Here is an 18,380-nt window from a genome sequence, read left to right on the forward strand (position 1 = left end):
CTACGCTTCTTCTTTTTTGGCTTGGGCTTTTTGCTCTTTTTTGTTTTCTTCTGATGGTGTTGGGTTGTTGGAGCTGTATATGGCTTGTCTTATTTTGGTTTCTATGCCTTTTGCTACATCTTTGTTTTCGTTTAGGAACGTTTTTACTTGCTCTTTGCCTTGTCCTATCTTTGTATCTTGATAGCTGTACCAACTACCGCTTTTTTGAATTATACCCATCTCTATTGCTACATTTACAAGGTCACATATTTTGCACACACCTTCGCCAAAGTAAACTTCGTATTCACCCTCTTGGAAAGGTGGTGCTACTTTGTTTTTTACTACCCTTACCTTTGCGCTATAACCTATCTTGTTATCCCCGCTTTTTATGTCTCCGGTTTTTCTTACTTCAAGCCTCATATCTGCAAAAAACTTCAAAGCTCTTCCACCGGGTGTGGTCTCTGGGTTTCCGTACATTTGGCCTATCTTTTCTCTTATTTGATTTATAAATATAAGGGTTGTATTAGATTTGTTGGTGGCGCCCTTTAGTTTTCTTAAAGCCTGAGACATAAGTCTTGCTTGTTTACCTACTTGAGCATCGCCCATTTCACCTTCCAATTCATCTTTTGGTACCAACGCTGCCACTGAGTCTACTACTATAATATCCACTGTGTTTGAGTTTATAAAAGCATCCGCTATCTCAAGAGCTTGCTCTCCATAATCCGGCTGAGATATATACATAGCATCAAGATTTACTCCAAGCTTTACGGCATACTTCGGGTCTAAAGCGTGCTCTGCGTCTATAAAAAGTGCTATACCACCTTGTTTTTGGGCTTCTGCTATAGCATAAAGAGCTAGCGTGGTTTTACCTGCAGATTCTGGTCCAAATATTTCTATAATTTTGCCCCTTGGTAAGCCACCTACTCCCGAAGCTTTATCCACAGACAATATCCCTGTGGGAATGACGTTTACAGTTTGCTTCTCATAGGCAGCCTTCATAGGCATAACGGCACCTTTGCCGTATTTCTTTTCTACTTGTGTAAGAGTTGCCTCTAGAGCTTTTTTCTTTTCTTGATCCATAGTTACCTCAGTTTGCATCTACTATTTTAGGAACTTCAAACATGTTTAAGCGCTTGGCTGGAGCGTTTAGAAGGACTTTGTCCACTTCTAAAGAAGTCTCTGGCTCGTCTTTTCTTAACGGTGTTGAGTCGCTATACTCTTCTTCTAGGAGCTCGGCTTTTACTTCGTTTAACTTGTTTACAAACTCAAGTATGTTTTTTATCTGAGCTGAGAAAAACTCTACTTCATCCTCTTTTAACTCTAACCTTGAAAGCTTTGCTATTTTGATGACCTCTTCTTTGCTAATACTCATATTCTTATTATATCATTTTGAGGCTTTTAAAAGTAAAAATCTTTAATATATTAAAGGGTATAAACATTAAGAATATGTAAAGGTCTATGGTGAGTACTATATAAACTGGAAGCTTTGGCATTAGAAAACCGTATAAAGCCATAAGGTTTGAACCTATTATTGCAAAAAGCATAGAAAACAATAATGCTTTTGAAGGCATATTTTTTATGCCAAAGCCTCTTTCTCTTACGGAGAATACACTGACGGGTATGGTAAGGACTAAGGCAAGAAAAGTTAGGGTTTTTATATTTTGAAGAGGGAGCTTGAATACTAGATGACCAAAGATGTATATACCACCTACAATCCATAAAACACTAAAAATACCAAATACCAAAGATGCTATAGATATCTTTTTTATATCCCATTTATCTGGTTTTTGAGAATAGCCGACGTTGTCGGTGGCCAAAGAAAGCGTAAGAAAATCGTTGTAGAAAAACATGGCTATTATCATTTTTGTAGTAAGTACAAAATCTTTGTCTATGATGAAAAATGCAAATATCGTAAGCACTACGGCAAAAACCCTTATGGTCTTTGAGAATACGTATGTTAGAAGTCTTTGATATATTTTTCTTGATACCACTATGGCAGAAACTATATTTATTAGTCCCTCTTCCGTTAAAACCACCGAAGCAGCCGCTTTTGCCACATCAGTGGCGTTTGACACTGCTATACCAAAATCCGCTTGTTTTAGAGCGGGGGCATCGTTGATGCCGTCTCCAGTCATACCCACTGTATGACCCATCTTTTGGTAGGTTTTTACAATTTTAAATTTATCTTCTGGTAATACTCCGGCAAACACTCCGCAGGTTTCTCTTATATCTTTTGCTTCGCAAATATCACCTTCTATTCCTACCAAAGAGGCTATATGACTTGCAGTTTCTTTGGTATCACCGGTTATCATTTTTACATCTACACCTAAGCCCCTTATTTTTTCTATAAGTTCTTTAGAGTCTTCTCTTGGAGGATCAGAAAAGCCTATAAAACCCACCAACTCTTTTTTGTGGTCTTTTTCTATCCAAACCGCCAAAACTCTTAACCCCATACTGGCCATTTCTTTGTAAAGATTTTCTTGTTTTTCATTTTCTATAGGAGCCATCTTAGGCGAACCCTTAAATATATATATTTCTTCGTTGTCTTTTTTGATTTTTGCTGTTGAGTATTTTTTTGATGGATCAAAAGCCTCAAAACCTTCTTTTTCTATTTTGTAGCAATCATCTTTTAAATAGTTAAATATTGCCTCTTCTATGGGGTCTTTTTGTTTTGGATCTGAAGCTAGAGCTCCGTAGCACATTACATCTTTTTCTTGGTAATTGCCTAAAGGAGTTATCTTATCTACTGTTATCTTGTTTTTTGTAATAGTACCGGTTTTATCGGTGCAAAGTATATCCATCGATGCAGCAGATTCTATGGCTGAGAGTTTTGTGGTGAGGACGCCGTTTTTAGCTAGTTCTTTTGCTCCAAGTGCTGTGGAGAGTGTGAAAGCTGCTGGCAAAGCCGCTGGTATGATAGGAAGAAGCATCACCACAAGAACAGGTAAAACATCGCCTAAATAAAAACCTTTTGATATGGAAAGACCTAACAATATTATTATGAGAAAGACCCCAAACAAAAATAAGTATTTTACCAACTCAAAAACCACTACTTCAAGTTGGGTTTTGGTTTTAGCCTCTTGTACTAGCTTTGCAGATTTTCCAAAAAACGTATGCTCTCCTACGTTTATCACCCTTCCTATAGCCTCTCCTCTTACCACAAAAGAACCCATATACGCTGTGTCCTTAGGTTTTAGGCTTTTAGGAAGAGATTCTCCTGTTATGCTTGATTGGTCTACTGATATTGCACCTTCTAAAATCTCTACATCAGCTGGTACTGCAAATCCACTTTGTAAAAGTACAATATCATCTATTGTAATATACTTTGCGTCTATCTCTTTCCAAGTGCCGTCTCTTAGTACTTTAGCTTTTATGCTTAGATGTTTTTTTAAAAGCTCCAAAGCGTTTTGAGCGCTTAGTTCATGCCAAAAGGATACTACCCCGTTAAATATTAGCAATACAAAGATAGCTATCGCATCAGGATACTTTTTTAGTAAAAACGTCAATATACCTGTAAATTCTAAAAGCCAAGGTATAGGACCCCAAAATTTTTTGAGAAACAAAACAAAAGCTGGTTCTCTTTTTTCTTTTATCTCGTTGAAGCCATACTTTCTTATATTTTCTTTGGCTTGATCTTCCGTTAAGCCTTTGTAACTTTCCACAAAGCTTATTTTAACATAACATTAGTTTATGTTTCATCCTCTTGCTCATCGTAATCTAAGACTTTATCGGATTCATCATTTGGATCGTAAACAAACATCCATATAAAATACACCACTATACCAATAAGCGTTATCACGCCTACTATCTCAGAAATTCCCATAAAAAATCTCCTTTGATATCATATTATTGCGATTTATGAAAAAAGTCAATGATTTTATTTTAAAAGTTTTAAAATGGGAGAATTTTAGCTAAGAATCTAGCTAGCCATCCTGGTTGAGAGCCATTCACTAGATAACCATGACCTTGATATAAGATCTCTAAGTTTGCTATATCCTGGCTTGGGACGGTATCTGTGTTGTCTATGTCTTGAGGTCTTACGATGCCCCTTAGCGTAATTACCCTTTCTACGTTGTTTAGGTATATGATTTTATGACCCTCTATTAGAAGGTTGCCGTTTGGGTAAACTCTTTTTACATAAGCTGTAATAGTAGTAGTAAAAACCCCACTCTGGCTTTCTGTGCCTTGAGCTTTCTGCTGGTTGTTTGAGCTTGCTCCAACCCCTAAATTTCTAAGAGTGCTTGAAGGAAGTCCAAAAAACGATGACACTGCATCGTTGAAGGTACTTGAACGTTGGGTTTGGTTTGATATACTTTCTACGGCGTTTACGCTTTCTGAAACAAGGATGTGTACTAAATCCCCGACCGCAAAAGCCCTTTGGTCGCTATAAAGATTAGCCATAGGACTATCTGGTACGTACAGGCTACCTTTCACATAGTTTAGGTTTTGAGATGGTGTTGAATAGGGTAAGTATTTTAGGTGATGAGGTGTTGAAGCACAACTATTTAGTAATAAACTAAGCATTGTAACGTTAAAAGCTAAAAAAACAAACTTTTTAAACTTCATTTTCCAAATTATATCATGTTTTCTAAAAATCTTACATGATGCTCATTTTTTTTAAACTCTGTTGTGTCTAAAAGCTTTTTGTGAAGATCCAAATTTGATTTTAGAGATTTTCCTTCTATCTTTGCTTCGTTAATGGCTCTTTTCATACGATCTATAGCTTCTTCTTTGTTTTTGCCGTGAGCTATTATCTTGGCTAAAAGAGAGTCGTAATATTGAGGTATGGTATAGCCTTGGTAAAGATGAGTATCTACTCTTACCCCGAACCCACCGGGTAGTCTTAGTTTTTCAACAACACCCACAGAAGGCATGAAGGTTATAGGGTCTTCTGCATTTATTCTACATTCTATGGCAAATCCCTTTGGTTTTATAGAGCCTATGTCGAGATCGCCTTCATCCGCTATTAAAAGCTGATAAGATACTATGTCAACACTTGTGGTCATTTCGGTTACAGGATGCTCTACTTGTATGCGAGCGTTCATTTCTATGAAATAAAATTGCCCTTCTGTGTAGAGAAACTCTACAGTACCAGCACCTATATAGTTTATAGCTTTTGCAAACCTTACGGCGTATTCGTAGAGCAGTTCTCTTTCAGAATCGGATATTGAAGCAGAAGGTGATTCTTCTATTATCTTTTGATGTCTTCTTTGTAAAGAACATTCTCTTTCTCCTAAGGTTATAACGTTTCTCCCATCAGATAGTATTTGTACTTCTATGTGCTTTGGGTTTATAAGATACTTTTCTATATATATCCTTTCATCTCCAAAGGCATTTTTTGCTTCGCTCATGGCCGTTTGCATCACCTCAAGGAGCTCTTTGTCGTCTCTTACTATCCTTATGCCTCTACCACCGCCACCGGCTGCCGCTTTTAACACAGCTGGATATCCTATTTTGTGAGCTATATCCTTTGCTTCTAAAAAGCTTACTTCGCCGTCGCTTCCTGGCACTACCGGTACTCCGGCTTTTTTTGCTATTTCCTTTGCCTTTACCTTATCACCACTTAACTCTATAACTTCTGAAGGTGGTCCCACAAACTTTATATTGCTAGCCTGAACTATTTCTGCAAATGTTGGATTTTCCGACAAAAAGCCGTATCCTGGATGTATGGCGTCTGCTTTTGTGACTTCTGCAGCCGCCATTATGGAAGGAATATTTAAATAACTATCCGATGCCTTTGGTGGACCTATACATATTGCTTCATCTGCCATCTCCACGTGTAAAGCATTTTTATCTGCTTCGGAGTAAATAGCCACCGTTTTTATGCCCATCTCTTTGGCGGTTCTTATGATTCTTACAGCAATTTCGCCTCTGTTTGCTATAAGTAGCTTTTTAATCATATATTTCCACAAGCTTTTCTCTGGAGCTTTTTCCAGCTTTTATATTTATCTTAGATTTTGACACCTTTAGAAATTCCGATAGCACTTTGATGAGTTCTTCGTTGGCTTTACCATTTACCGGCGGAGATTTTATACTTATTTTTAAACTTTTATCTTCTAATTGCTCCACCGAAACGGTTTTTGCGTTTGGTTTTACTTTTACCCTTAAAATCATTAAAACTTTTTAAACTCTTGAGGTAGCTCTCTTGGTTCTATCCCGGTGTATTCAGTTTCTTCTTCTTCGTTTAATCTTTTGCTAAAGGGCTTTTCTTTGGTAAGTTCTTCGTATACATGAGCCACAAGCCCAGGAACCCTTCCTATTATAAAAAATCCTTTTCCAAGCCTCCAATCAAACCCCATTTCCGATGTAACGGCAGCTATGGCACCGTCTACGTTTAGCACAAGCTTTTTACCTTTTTGCTTAAATATTTCTTCTTCTACTTTTTCGGCAAAAGCACAATATCTATCGTAAAAGCCCAAAGATTTAGCTATATCCATCAACCTCTTTGTTCTTGGATCGAATTCTTTATAGTATTTGTGTCCAAAACCAGGTATTGGTTTTTTATTTTCAAGATATTCTTTTACAAGCTTTTCTATATTTTTGTCTATGTTGTCTTGCATAAACTTCATTGCATCTTCCAAAGCCCCACCGTGAGCAGAACCAAATGTAGCAACACCAGCAGCTACACCTACGTTTAGCGTATTCCCCCCAGAAGCTACAGCCCTTGCAGCTATTACAGAAGGCGGAGCTATACCGTGGTCTATCACAGATACAAAGATAGCATCCATCATTTTAGCTTCTTTTTCAGACGGCAACTCACCCTTTAATATGAGGTATATCGCTTGCGAAAAGCTAAGGTTACCTACCAAGTCCAATAGCTTGTAACCTCTTATATAGGTATCTTCGCCTTTGTGAAGAGTGATACCGGTGCGCCATTTCTTTTCCATCTAAACCTCCTAAAAATGAACATCGCAGGTTTGTTCATATTCTATCAGCTCTTTTATATGAGCATTTTCTCCGCAAAGTGGACAAGATTTATCTTTTCTTAAATTGACTTTCCTAAAATCCATAGACAAAGCATCCATTATAAGCAGTTTACCTATAAGGGGCTCTCCACATCCTATTACAAGTTTTAAAGCTTCTGTGGCTTGTATTGCACCCATTATACCACCGATAGAACCAAGAATACCGGCTTCTTGGCAAGTGGGTACCAATCCTTGAGGCGGTGGTTCCGGGAACAAACATCTATAGCAAGGAGAGTTCTCTTTGTCCTCGTAATTAAATACGGTTATCTGGCCTTCGAATCTAAGCATTGCGGCGGATACAAGCTTTTTACCTAAGAAATAGCAAGCGTCGTTTATTAAAAACCTCGTGGGAAAGTTGTCGGTGCCATCTAGTATTATATCGTAATCTTTTATAATATCCATTACGTTGTCTTTGTTTATCATCGTGTTGTAAGTGATAACGTTTACATCTTTGTTCAGAGCTTTTACCGTCATAGCGGCAGATTCAACCTTAGACATTCCTACTCTATCTTCTGTATGAATAATTTGCCTTTGGAGATTTGAATAGTCTACTTTATCAAAATCTACAATACCAAGCGTGCCAACCCCAGCAGCTGTTAAGTAATATATGGCTGGTGATCCAAGTCCACCTGCACCTATCACTAAAATTTTGGCTTGGCTTATCTTTTTTTGTCCAGCACCGCCTACTTCTGGTAATATTATATGTCTTGCATATCTTTTAATTTGCTCCTCAGTGAAATCAAACATGCTTAAAACCCCTTCAACGCCTTGATCTTTCTATGGTGATATCAAGGCTGTTGTTGTGCCTTTTTATATCTGTTACATATAGATCTTCTTTTTCTGGCACAAGCACAACAACAACGGTATCTTTACCATTTTGAACTATTAACTTGCCAAGAGCTTCGTTTCCAAAGTATACAGGTTTTACAGTCCTGGTTATTGGATGTTTTATCCTTCTTGTGAAAAACACATCTATTATACCTATTCTCCTTCCGTCCACAAACTTAGTGTGGTAATCATATTTTCTGATAGATCCATAAGCTTTCGGAAACTCTAAAGAAGCTACTTCTTTATAAATATTTTTTTGTGGTTTTGTCAGTTCTTTCTTCTTAGGCTTTGGTATGTTTGTGGGTTGTAGCTTTGTAACTTCTTTTTGGATGGTTTGTGCTGGTTTTCTGGGTGTCATACCCTTTATGTATGCAGATATTGTTATTGGCTCCGATTTCGTATATATAAGGCTTACCTTTGCTGTGCCGTTTATGAAATCCTCTGGAGGTATTACGTCTGGAATAAGCTTGCCACTGCCACTTGCCACAAGGTGAACAGTTTTACCCACTATGTTGTAATTTCTTATAACGTGATCATCTTGATCGTAGGCCGTAACGTATACTTCAAAGGGCTCACCGGCGGATATGGTACTTTCTGGAATCTCTACTCTGAACTTAGACGGTTTTGGTGGATATAAATCTACGTAATAATCTTGGCTTGATATTTTACGGTTGTTTACTTCGTAAGCGTCTATAGCTACTTTGGAAGGCGTATCGTATCTCAATACCACATCAGCTATACCGTTTTTAAACTTATAAGCATGAACCGTGTAAGGAAGCGTGCCGTTTGGTGTTTTAAGCTCTATTACAACGTCAGAGCCTATAGAAGCATAATTTCTAACGACATTTCCATAATTGTCTAAAGCGATAATCTTAGCTGCAAAGTCCCTACCAGCTTCTACTGTAGAAGGCGCTTCTATGGCGAACTTATAGACAGGACCATTGACTACTTTTATGCTAATTACAGGCATCATACTACCGGTGGCTTCGTTTTTTATAAGGATTGGATAAGAGCCTTCCAATATTGATAAAGTAGCCACCCCTGCTTTATTGTCTTCTATGGTTATACTAAAAGAACCATCTTTAAAGCTTTTTGAAGAAAAAAGCGCTGGATCTACAGATAACTCACCGGTGCTTCTTACAAGAAACTTCTTATCGTAATAAGAGAAATCTTTTATAAAATTTCCATAAGCATCCATTGGTCTTAAAATAAAGGTTACTTTTTGTCCAGCGGTGATGTAAGTTGGTATATAAGCATCAAAGTAAGAAAAATTACCAGGTTTTACGTAAACTTGCTCTGCTCTTGATAAACCTACACCTACTAATACACTCATAAATATTAAAAATAGATACACCTTGGTAGTTTGTATATAACTTTTCATCATAGCACCTCCTATTAAAATATTATATAACATTTTTTTCATAAAAATAGAAATTTTATGTCAAACTCATGTAAAATATTAGAATGATAAAGATAATTGAGCCAAGGTTTACGGAAGAAGATGCAAAAGTCTTATCAGACATAGTGCTATCTGGTCATATCACCAGAGGTCCTTGGACTAAGAAATTTTCTGAAGCTTTTGCACGGTTTTTAGGCGTAGAAAAAGTTTATACGGTTTGCTCTGGCACCGCCGCTTTATATGTGATATTAAAAGCCTTAAGCGTTGAAGGTAAACATGTTATAGTCCCAGCTCTTAGCTTTATGGCTACGATAGATACAGTACTTTTGGCGGGTGGTATACCGGTGGTGGTGGATGTGGATGAGTATTACACCATGGATCCAAATCAATTAGAAGATGCTATAAAAAAATACAACCCAGTTTGTATAATACCGGTGCATCTTTATGGTGGTATGGCTGATATGGATTCAATTATGTCGCTTGCAAATAAATACAACATATATGTACTAGAAGATGCAGCCCAAGCTCACGGTGCATCGTTTGAAGGTAAGATGGCTGGTGCTATAGGACATGTGGGAGCTTTTAGTTTTTACGCTTCTAAGAATATTCCAATGGGAGAAGGCGGTGCTATATCAGTTTCCGATGAATATATATCAAAAGCCATAAACTCCTTGATAGATTTTGGAGATTCACCGGCTTTAAACTTAAGAATTACAGAGTTTCAGGCTGCCTTAGGGTTTTTAGGACTTCAAAGGATAAAAGAGCAGAACGATAAGCGTATAAAAAACGCAGAGTTTTACAACGCACATATCAGCGATGAAATCATAAAACCAAAAAAAAGACCAAACTCTTTCCACGTTTATCATCTTTATACGTTAAGGCATAAAAATAGGGACCATATAATAGAATCTCTTAAAAAAGAGGATATAGACGCAAGGGTATATTACACTTATACGCTGGCTGGTCTTAGAAATGCTTTGCATCTGCCACTTGATAATGCTAACAGATATATAAACGAGCTTTTTAGTATACCGGTGCACCCTTACCTTTCTCAGGAGGATTTAGAAAAAATAGTTTATATTATAAACAAAAGCCTATGATAGGTATAATAGATTACGGTATGGGCAATTTGGGAAGCGTGTTTAAGGCTTTTGATAAAGTGGGTTTAAACCCTAAGATAATAAACACCAAAGACCAAATAAAAACTTCTGATGCTCTTTGCCTTCCGGGTGTTGGAGCTTTTAAAGATGCAATGGATAATTTGAATAGTGCTGGTCTTGTTGAAAGTGTTGTGGGTTTTATAAAATCTGGTAAACCCTTTATAGGTATTTGTCTTGGATACCAGCTGTTGTTTGAAAAGAGCTATGAGTTTGGTGAACATAAAGGACTTTCTATTTTTAAAGGAGATGTGAGATTATTTCCCGTTGGTGTTAAAATACCTCATGTAGGATGGAACCAGCTTTGGGTAAATAAAAAAGATGGTATTTTTAAAGGTGTAGAAAACGGGGCTTTTGTATACTTTGTGCATTCATATTATGTAAATCCTCAGGATAAAGGAATAATCTCTACCTACACCGATTATAGCGTTGATTTTGCATCTTCTATAGAATACGAGAATGTAGTGGGTTTGCAGTTTCATCCAGAAAAAAGCCAAGAAGTAGGCCTTAAAATACTTTCTAATTTTAAAGAAAAATACAGGCTATGAGGTGAGAAAGCTATGAGAGTGCTTTATCTTACAAGATGTGCCAACAAGTTTAGCGCTTATTCTGATTTGGATTGTAAACAAAATTTGTTTGTCGATGGAAAATTTTCTTTTTTACAAGGAAAAAGAAACAAAGCCTTTAAGCTTTTAAAAGCTAAAAAACCAAAAGAAGGAGGGCCTCTTTGGAGAATATACAAAGACAAGTTTTGGGAAGGGCTTCATATGCACGTCATGCCAAAAGCCGTAAAAGAGAGAATTTTTGAAAGGACGATAGTATTACATCCTATAATGGGTATGCTATCACCAGAGGACAAGGTTTGCAAATGGGATGTTTCTTGTCAGTATAAGTCTATGGCTTTTTGGAAAGAAGATATACAGAGATATATACTTAACGATGATTTTATTGTGTTTAACTTTCTGCCAAGCGCTTTTGATAGGCTTTTACCAAAAGAAACAAAGGTAGTAAACTTTAAATACATAATAAAAGATAAACCCATGAAAGATAGTTCTTTGATAAAAGCTTACACGATGAGATATGTAGTTGAAAAAGACGTAAACAGCATAGAAGAGCTTAAAAAGATAAACTTTTTAGATTTTGTGGTAAGCGATATACAAGAAGAGGGTAACGCTATAACGGTTTATATGCATTCTGAGGGAAAATACTCTGTTAAAAAAGCGGGCATCATATGAAAATTTCTATAGTGATACCAATTTACAACGAGGAAGAAAGCGTAGGAACGCTTTACGAAAAAATCGTAAACACTATGAAGAAGCTTCCCTACGATTATGAAATAATAGCGGTAGATGATGGAAGTACGGACAACACCTTTAACAAGTTAAAGGAAATAGCCTCAAAAGATGAGCGTTTAAAGGTAATAAGCTTTAAAAGAAATTATGGACAAACGGCAGCCATGTTTGCTGGTTTTCAGCACGCTTCTGGAGACGTAGTCATCACTATAGATGCAGATCTTCAAAATGACCCGGCTGATATACCGCTTTTACTTGAAAAAATGAACGAAGGTTACGATGTGGTAAGCGGTTGGCGTAAAGACAGAAAAGACCCGTTTTTTTCAAGGACATTGCCTTCTAAAATTGCCAATTACATAATCTCTAACGCTACAGGTGTTTATCTTCATGATTACGGATGCTCTTTAAAAGCTTACAAAAAAGATATTGCTAAAAACTTTAGACTATACGGAGATATGCATAGATTTTTACCGGCTTTAGCCAAAGGCTTAGGGGCCAAGATAACAGAAGTACCTGTGAGTCATCATCCAAGGGTTTATGGTAAATCAAAATACGGTATAGGGCGCACGGTAAGGGTTGTGCTTGACATATTTTTGGTAAAGTTTTTAAATGAGTATATAAACAAGCCCCTTTATGCTTTTGGGGGCATAGGTTTCGTACTTTTTAGCCTTGGATTTTTATCTGGGCTTTATCTAACCTACGATAAACTTATAAACCATCAAGAGATAGGTCAAAGACCTCTTTTGTTTTTGACAGTCCTTCTAATAATATCTGGTCTTCAGTTTATATCTACTGGCATCATAGCAGAAGTTATTATAAGAACCTATTACGAATCTCAAGATATAAAACCCTATAGGATAAAGGATGCAATAAATATAGAACCAATAGATGAAAATTAAAATACTGATCTCTTTTCTTTTGAGTTTTTTATTTTTGTATGTGTTTTATAAAACCGTTGGTTTTGAAGAGGCTAAAAAAGAGTTTGAAGCTTTAAACCCCATTTATGTAGGTATTGGTTTTACTCTTTACGCTTTTAGTTCTTTCTTAAGAGCTTATCGCTGGCATCTAATGATAAAAGATATAAACATGAAAGATTTTTTTCTTATAAATAATGTCCATATTTTTTTGAACAACATACTACCGGCTAGGACTGGAGAGTTTAGCTTCTTTTATATGCTTAAAAAGCGTGGAATAAACCTTACAAAATCCTTTTGGATATTTGCTTTGGCTAGGCTCATGGACGCCTTGGCGCTTCTCGGGTTTTTCTTTGGTTTTTTCTTTAAGTTTTATTTTGTGGCTTTTATCGTTGTATTTGGTCTGATAATGGTTTTTTTGCTAAAGCATACTATAGCTATTTTACCAAATATATTTATCTTAAAATCCCTAAAACAAAATCTATCAACTCATTTTGAAAGCAAAACCGCCATAAAGCTTTACTTTATCTCGGTGATGTCTTTTGCTTTTAAGTTTCTTGGATTTTATGAGATGGCAAAAAACATTATACCTATGGGATTTTTTGAGATATTGCCCTCTTATGTTTTAGCAGAGTTAAGCTCTATATTGCCTATAAACGGTGTAATGGGTCTTGGCACTTACGAGTTTGGCTTTTCTATACCGTCAAAACTAACCGATATATCTTTAAAAACTTCTTTGGATCTTGGTTTTATAACCCATGTGTTTTTGCTTGTTTCTTCTTCTATACTTGGTATACTATCTTTATTATTTTTGAAGCTTGAACACTACAAAGAAGAAAGATAGAGTTTTTCTAACTTTACAACCAAAATAGATATCAAGCATCCCATACCAAAACTCACAAGCACATCCCCCACATAGTGCATAAAAAGTAAAACCCTTGATAGACCCACCAGCATTGACCAAAGTATAAGATAAAACCCTAGTTTTTTATTTTTAAGATAAACGCTAAAAGCTATAGAACTGTTTAAGAGCGTATGTCCAGAGGGTAAAGAAGAATACTCTTTCTGGCTTTTAAAAAAGTAAAACCCATATATATCTTTTTTCAAAAAAAGCTCTGGCCTTGCTTTACCAAATGTAAACTTAAATAGCATGATAGCACTATCTGAAAGCACAAGGCAAACCGATAGTAAGAGTATATACTTTCTTAGGCTTTTAACATAAAAACTAATCAGCATAAGCACCGTGCACGCATAAAAAACAATGTCAAAATGCCCAAGCGTTGTAATAAGTTTTATTAGACTTTTAAAAGCCACAAAACTATCCCTATGGACATACAAAAAATATGTTATATCCTTATCAAATAAAAATATGCTTATAAACCCAAAGACTATAAGAAATATCCCTATTTTAATCATATATCTATTATAAGATAAAAACATATAAAGAGCCCGTGAAAGGGCTCTAAAGGTATTAAGATCTTAACTAACTTCTTAGGTCTTTACTTATTTCTTCTGGCAATGGGCAAGCTTCTGGGGGCAAGCCTTTTACTTTAGACCCATAATACATAACTGGTATAAGCACCAAGCTAAGGGCAGTGGAGGCTATTGTACCAAAAATAAGGGATATGGCAAGGCCGTTGAATATCGGGTCAAATATGATAACAAAAGCACCAACTATAAGGGCTGCCGCTGTTAAAAGCACCGGTCTTGTTCTTATGACACCGGCTTCTACCACAGCCACATGAAGAGGTACTCCTTCTCTTATACGCTGTTCTGCAAATTCCACAAGAAGTATTGAGTTTCTAAGGATTATACCAGCAAGAGCTATAAAACCTATCATAGAAGTGGCTGTAAAGAAAGCGTGTAGTATAAAGTGTCCTGGGACTATACCAACTAAAGTTAGTGGAATAGGAGACATGATGATACCAGGGGTTTTGAAGTCTTTAAACCATCCTACTATGAGGATATAGATTATGAAAAGAGCACCGGCAAAAGCAATGCCAAGATCTCTAAACACTTGTAGTGTGATGTACATCTCACCGCCCCATCTTACATATATATGATTTGTAATCTTTGGGAAAGACATCCAAAGTTCTGATACATGGCCATACGGGTTAGGTATGCTTAAAACCTTTTTCCTTATATCCCATATGCTATAAAATGGTGCACCTGCACCTTTTGCCACATCTCCTACCACATATACTACCCTTCTTAGATTTTCGTGATAGATGGTTTTGTGTATAGGGTGTTTTACTATTTTGATGAGGTTTGATAGTGGTATAAGCTGACCTTGTTTGTTGGGTATTTGTAGGTTTTCAAGGTTTTGAAGCGTCCTATAAGGTCTTGCTATCCTTACTTCTATTGGTACTGCTTCCGTGTCTGTGGACTGGATGATACCAGCATTATAACCAGCCGTTGCCACTCTTAAAGTCCTTACTATATCCTTTTTTGAAACCCCAAACTGGGCCGCCCTTGCTTGGTCTATCACAAAATCTATTTGAGGAGCGTTTGATTCTAAGTATATACCGCTATCGGTTATTTCTTTATCTTTTCTAAAAAGCTTTAAAACCTGCTTGGCAAAAGTCCTTTGAGAAGAAAGCGTTGGACCGTATATCTGAGCTACTATTGGGTCTAAAACTGGTGGTCCTGGCGGGGTCTCTACTACAGCCACATAAGAAGCTCCCATGGAGTAAGCTATCTTTTGTACCATTGGCCTTAACGACTGGGCAAAAGCGTGGGATTCTATCTTTCTTTTATCTTTTCCAACAAGCTCTATGGCGATCTGGGCATAGTAAGGTCTTGTTCTAAGATAGTAGTGTCTTATAAGGCCGTTAAAACCATAGGGTTTTGGCAAACCTGCATATATTTGATAGTATTTGACCTCTTTTTGTTTTGCTATGTAATCGGCGATCTTTTTAGCCACTAAGTATGTTTGTTCTGTGGTGGTGTCTTCTGGCATGTTTAAGACTACCGATAGCTCTGATTTGTTGTCAAAAGGAAGCATCTTTACTATTACAGCCCTACTTAGTATAAGAGCTACAGATATACCCAATAAAGACCAAACGGCTATGTAAAATAGGCTTCTTTTTGATTTTGATATAAGAAGAGGTTCTACCATCTTACAGTATAGTTTCCAAAATACGGTATCTTTTATATTTATGATAGGTTTTTGGCTTTTATTATGATCATGATGTTCGTGCTTTAAAAGTCTATAGGCTGCCCAAGGGGTTGTTGTAAAAGCCACCCACAAAGAAAAAACTATCGCTGCACTGGCGTTTACTGGTATTGGCCTCATGTAAGGACCCATCAAACCACCCACAAAGGCCATGGGCATCAAAGCGGCTATAATGGCAAAGGTTGCAAGTATGGTGGGGTTTCCTACTTCATCGGTGGCTCTTATGATGGCATCGTGTTTTGGAAGTTCTGGGAAAAACTCAAACCATCTATGGATATTTTCTACCACCACAATAGCAGCATCTACCAATATACCAATTGAGAATATCAGAGCAAAAAGCGTAACCCTATTTATAGTAAAACCATAAAGCTTGCTAAAGAACAATGCAAATGCAAGAGTCACAGGCACAGCTATTGCTACTATAAGAGACTCTCTGAGACCAAGAGCTACTGCTATAAGAAGTATAACAGACGCAGTGGCTATAAAAAGGTGCTCTATAAGTTCGTTGGATTTGTTTTGAGCGGATTTCCCGTAGTTTCTTGTAACGGTTATATGTAAGCTTGATGGAACGACAGTGCCTTTTAAAGAATCTATCTTTTTAAGTACATCGTTGGCTACATTTACTGCGTTTGTACCTGCTCTTTTTGCTATTGAGATAGTAACAGCAGGGTACATAGGAGATCCATAGCGTTTAGAAGCAGCACCAAAGCCCATAGTCACGTAATTGTGTATACCGCCTGGACCGTCTGTTATGGTTGCCACGTCTCTTAAATAGACTGGTTTTCCGCCATACCATCCCACCACCAAATCTTCTAAGTCTTGTTTAGATCTTATGAAGTTCCCAGTTTTTACATAATAAAGTTTATTGTTTTGATTTACATAACCGCTTGGAAGTTCTTGGTTTGCCTCTTGGATGATATGTACTATATAAGCTGGTGAAAGACCGTAAGCCGCTTCTTTAGCTGGATCTAACATTACCCTTAATTTTCTTGGTTGGCCACCATAGATTTTTACTTGAGCTACGTTTGGCACGGTTTTAAGCTCGTTGTCTAAGGTGTCTGCAATCCTTCTTAGAGAATAATAGTCATATCCTTTTCCCCACAGCGTAAGTGTCATTATCGGTACATCGTCTATGGATTTTAGTTTTATAAGAGGTGGTAGTTGAACGCCTGGTGGTACTAAATCCATTGAAGCCATCATTTTGGCGTTTAACTGCACAAGTGCTTTTATAGGGTCTGTGCCAACGTGAAACCTTGCGGTCACAAGACCGTAACCATCACCAGAAGCGCTGTATATATAAGATATATCTTTTAATTCCCAAAGCTTCTTCTCTAACGGTGTAACCACTCTTTTTTCTACTTCTCTTGGAGCAGCGCCTGGATACGGTATCATAATATCTATCATTGGTACTACGATATCTGGGTCTTCTTCTTTCGGCGTTGTTACCACTGCAAATATACCAAGGGCCAAAAGCGCTATTATCATTATAGGCGTAAGCTTGGAATCTATAAAGTATTTTGCTATTCTTCCGGCTATCCCGTACATATTACTCTCCTATCTTGCATTTATCGCAAACGTTGTATACGTTTCCTTCCACTATTCTATCGCCTGGTTTTAAACCAGATAGTACTACGTAGCTATCGCCTACCTTTTGACCAAGCTTTACAAACTGCATATGGGTTATGTTGTTTTTGTCTACTAGCCATACCGCGTCTATATCGTCCCATTTAAACAGTGCATCCTTTGGTATAGTAACGACAGTTTCCTGGCTTTTAGGAATATAAACTTTTGCGTAAAGCCCGCTTGTGATACCATCTTGGTTTGGTATATCTATTTTTACATCGAACGTATGAGACATAGGATTTAAAGCTTTGGATACCTCTTTTACAGTGCCTTCTACTGTTTTATCTATGCCACCTATATATACTTTCAACGTTTGTCCTGGGGTTATTTTGTTTATATACTTTTCTGGTAGTGCCACATCTACTCTGTATGGTGGTTTATCTATCATCATAAGTGGCATACCAGGGGCTGCTATATCTCCTGTATTTACATTTTTCATATATATGCACCCTGAAAACGGAGCTGTTATATTGGCATAGGCTAAGTTTGCCCCGGCAGCGGATGCTCCAGCTTTTGCAGCCATTATAGCGTTTTTGGCTTGTTCTACCATAGCTTTTGCCGCTTCGTACTTGGCTTTTACCTCATCGTACTCTTGCTCTGTTACTGCTCCTGTTTTTATAAGCTTTTGAAATCTTTGATAGGTTTTTGAGATAGCTTGTAAGTTAGCTTCGGCTGCTTTCATCTGGTCTTGGGCTTGCTTGGCTCCGTAATTTGCTTGAGCTACCATACTTGATATATCTTTTGTATCAAGTTTTACCAAAAGCTGTCCTCTTTTCACACAATCACCATCTTTTACATAAACCCCCAAAACTTTGCTCATAAGCCTTGTGGAGATAGCAGCGTGGTTTTTGGCACTCACTACACCCTCAAACTCTTCTTCTAAAGGTGTGGAAGAAGATACTGTGATAACGTTTACATTTGAAATAACCTTTGGTTTTAGGGGCTTTTCACCGGGAGAGATTTTATGCTCAAAAAACCCACCAAGCCAAAGTATGATAACAACCATTGGTATCAGGAAATATAGCACATACTTTTTTAGAGTGTTCAT

Annotated in this window: 18 protein-coding genes; 5 read left to right on the plus strand and 13 right to left on the minus strand. The window is 37.1% G+C overall.

The window, feature by feature from the left end; translation table 11 throughout:
- The 10 genes from recA to HY04AAS1_RS06970 all read right to left on the minus strand — a co-directional run bounded on the left by recA (nucleotide 1) and on the right by HY04AAS1_RS06970 (nucleotide 9,156).
- A complete protein-coding gene (gene recA / locus HY04AAS1_RS06930) occupies nucleotides 1-1,059 on the minus strand; it encodes a recombinase RecA (protein WP_012514413.1) in 1,059 nt (352 codons plus the stop codon).
- 7 nt (nucleotides 1,060-1,066) lie between these two features.
- Nucleotides 1,067-1,351, minus strand: a complete 285-nt coding sequence (gene gatC, locus HY04AAS1_RS06935) for an Asp-tRNA(Asn)/Glu-tRNA(Gln) amidotransferase subunit GatC (RefSeq protein WP_012514414.1) — start codon at nucleotides 1,349-1,351, stop codon at nucleotides 1,067-1,069.
- A 7-nt stretch (nucleotides 1,352-1,358) separates the two neighbouring features.
- Nucleotides 1,359-3,641, minus strand: a complete 2,283-nt coding sequence (locus HY04AAS1_RS06940) for a plasma-membrane proton-efflux P-type ATPase (protein ID WP_012514415.1) — start codon at nucleotides 3,639-3,641, stop codon at nucleotides 1,359-1,361.
- A gap of 26 nt (nucleotides 3,642-3,667) precedes the next feature.
- The gene (locus HY04AAS1_RS08570; protein WP_012514416.1) at nucleotides 3,668-3,802 is read right to left on the minus strand and encodes a hypothetical protein; all 135 of its coding nucleotides are present in this window, start codon (nucleotides 3,800-3,802) and stop codon (nucleotides 3,668-3,670) included.
- A 68-nt stretch (nucleotides 3,803-3,870) separates the two neighbouring features.
- Nucleotides 3,871-4,545: a flagellar basal body L-ring protein FlgH gene (locus HY04AAS1_RS06945; RefSeq protein WP_012514417.1), complete on the minus strand. Its 675-nt coding sequence runs from the start codon at nucleotides 4,543-4,545 to the stop codon at nucleotides 3,871-3,873.
- An 8-nt stretch (nucleotides 4,546-4,553) separates the two neighbouring features.
- Nucleotides 4,554-5,879, minus strand: a complete 1,326-nt coding sequence (locus HY04AAS1_RS06950) for an acetyl-CoA carboxylase biotin carboxylase subunit (protein WP_012514418.1) — start codon at nucleotides 5,877-5,879, stop codon at nucleotides 4,554-4,556.
- Nucleotides 5,872-6,093 carry a DUF167 domain-containing protein gene (locus HY04AAS1_RS06955; protein WP_012514419.1) on the minus strand — a complete coding sequence of 74 codons (222 nt, stop codon included), beginning with the start codon at nucleotides 6,091-6,093 and terminating at the stop codon, nucleotides 5,872-5,874. Before HY04AAS1_RS06955 ends, HY04AAS1_RS06950 begins: the two co-directional genes overlap by 8 nt.
- Nucleotides 6,093-6,866 carry a citryl-CoA lyase gene (locus tag HY04AAS1_RS06960; protein ID WP_012514420.1) on the minus strand — a complete coding sequence of 258 codons (774 nt, stop codon included), beginning with the start codon at nucleotides 6,864-6,866 and terminating at the stop codon, nucleotides 6,093-6,095. The genes HY04AAS1_RS06955 and HY04AAS1_RS06960 overlap by 1 nt, the downstream gene beginning before the upstream one ends.
- A gap of 9 nt (nucleotides 6,867-6,875) precedes the next feature.
- Nucleotides 6,876-7,691: a molybdopterin-synthase adenylyltransferase MoeB gene (gene moeB / locus HY04AAS1_RS06965; RefSeq protein ID WP_012514421.1), complete on the minus strand. Its 816-nt coding sequence runs from the start codon at nucleotides 7,689-7,691 to the stop codon at nucleotides 6,876-6,878.
- Nucleotides 7,692-7,704: 13 nt separating this feature from the next.
- Nucleotides 7,705-9,156 carry a hypothetical protein gene (locus tag HY04AAS1_RS06970; RefSeq protein WP_041308087.1) on the minus strand — a complete coding sequence of 484 codons (1,452 nt, stop codon included), beginning with the start codon at nucleotides 9,154-9,156 and terminating at the stop codon, nucleotides 7,705-7,707.
- An 80-nt stretch (nucleotides 9,157-9,236) separates the two neighbouring features.
- Here HY04AAS1_RS06970 and HY04AAS1_RS06975 point away from each other — a divergent pair, with 80 nt between their 5' ends.
- From HY04AAS1_RS06975 to HY04AAS1_RS06995, 5 genes are read left to right on the plus strand one after another with little or no spacing between them, the layout of a single operon-like run.
- Nucleotides 9,237-10,271, plus strand: a complete 1,035-nt coding sequence (locus HY04AAS1_RS06975; RefSeq protein WP_012514423.1) for a DegT/DnrJ/EryC1/StrS aminotransferase family protein — start codon at nucleotides 9,237-9,239, stop codon at nucleotides 10,269-10,271.
- Nucleotides 10,268-10,876, plus strand: coding sequence for an imidazole glycerol phosphate synthase subunit HisH (gene hisH / locus HY04AAS1_RS06980; protein ID WP_012514424.1), 609 nt, complete (start codon nucleotides 10,268-10,270; stop codon nucleotides 10,874-10,876). Before HY04AAS1_RS06975 ends, hisH begins: the two co-directional genes overlap by 4 nt.
- Nucleotides 10,877-10,888: 12 nt before the next feature.
- Nucleotides 10,889-11,563 (plus strand): peroxide stress protein YaaA, encoded by a 675-nt coding sequence (gene yaaA, locus HY04AAS1_RS06985; protein WP_012514425.1) that lies wholly within the window; start codon nucleotides 10,889-10,891, stop codon nucleotides 11,561-11,563.
- Nucleotides 11,560-12,519, plus strand: coding sequence for a glycosyltransferase family 2 protein (locus tag HY04AAS1_RS06990; RefSeq protein ID WP_012514426.1), 960 nt, complete (start codon nucleotides 11,560-11,562; stop codon nucleotides 12,517-12,519). Before yaaA ends, HY04AAS1_RS06990 begins: the two co-directional genes overlap by 4 nt.
- A complete protein-coding gene (locus HY04AAS1_RS06995; protein ID WP_012514427.1) occupies nucleotides 12,509-13,378 on the plus strand; it encodes a lysylphosphatidylglycerol synthase transmembrane domain-containing protein in 870 nt (289 codons plus the stop codon). Before HY04AAS1_RS06990 ends, HY04AAS1_RS06995 begins: the two co-directional genes overlap by 11 nt.
- Here the strand turns inward: HY04AAS1_RS06995 and HY04AAS1_RS07000 are convergent.
- From HY04AAS1_RS07000 to HY04AAS1_RS07010, 3 genes are all read right to left on the minus strand, one after another.
- A complete protein-coding gene (locus HY04AAS1_RS07000) occupies nucleotides 13,360-13,950 on the minus strand; it encodes a phosphatase PAP2 family protein (protein WP_012514428.1) in 591 nt (196 codons plus the stop codon). The two genes, HY04AAS1_RS06995 and HY04AAS1_RS07000, sit on opposite strands and share 19 nt — an antisense overlap.
- A 67-nt stretch (nucleotides 13,951-14,017) precedes the next feature.
- Nucleotides 14,018-17,254 (minus strand): efflux RND transporter permease subunit, encoded by a 3,237-nt coding sequence (locus HY04AAS1_RS07005; protein WP_012514429.1) that lies wholly within the window; start codon nucleotides 17,252-17,254, stop codon nucleotides 14,018-14,020.
- Nucleotide 17,255: 1 nt separating this feature from the next.
- On the minus strand, nucleotides 17,256-18,380 hold the full coding sequence (locus HY04AAS1_RS07010) for an efflux RND transporter periplasmic adaptor subunit (RefSeq protein ID WP_012514430.1): 1,125 nt from the start codon (nucleotides 18,378-18,380) through the stop codon (nucleotides 17,256-17,258).

The organism is Hydrogenobaculum sp. Y04AAS1, assembly GCF_000020785.1.
GTDB lineage: Bacteria > Aquificota > Aquificia > Aquificales > Aquificaceae > Hydrogenobaculum.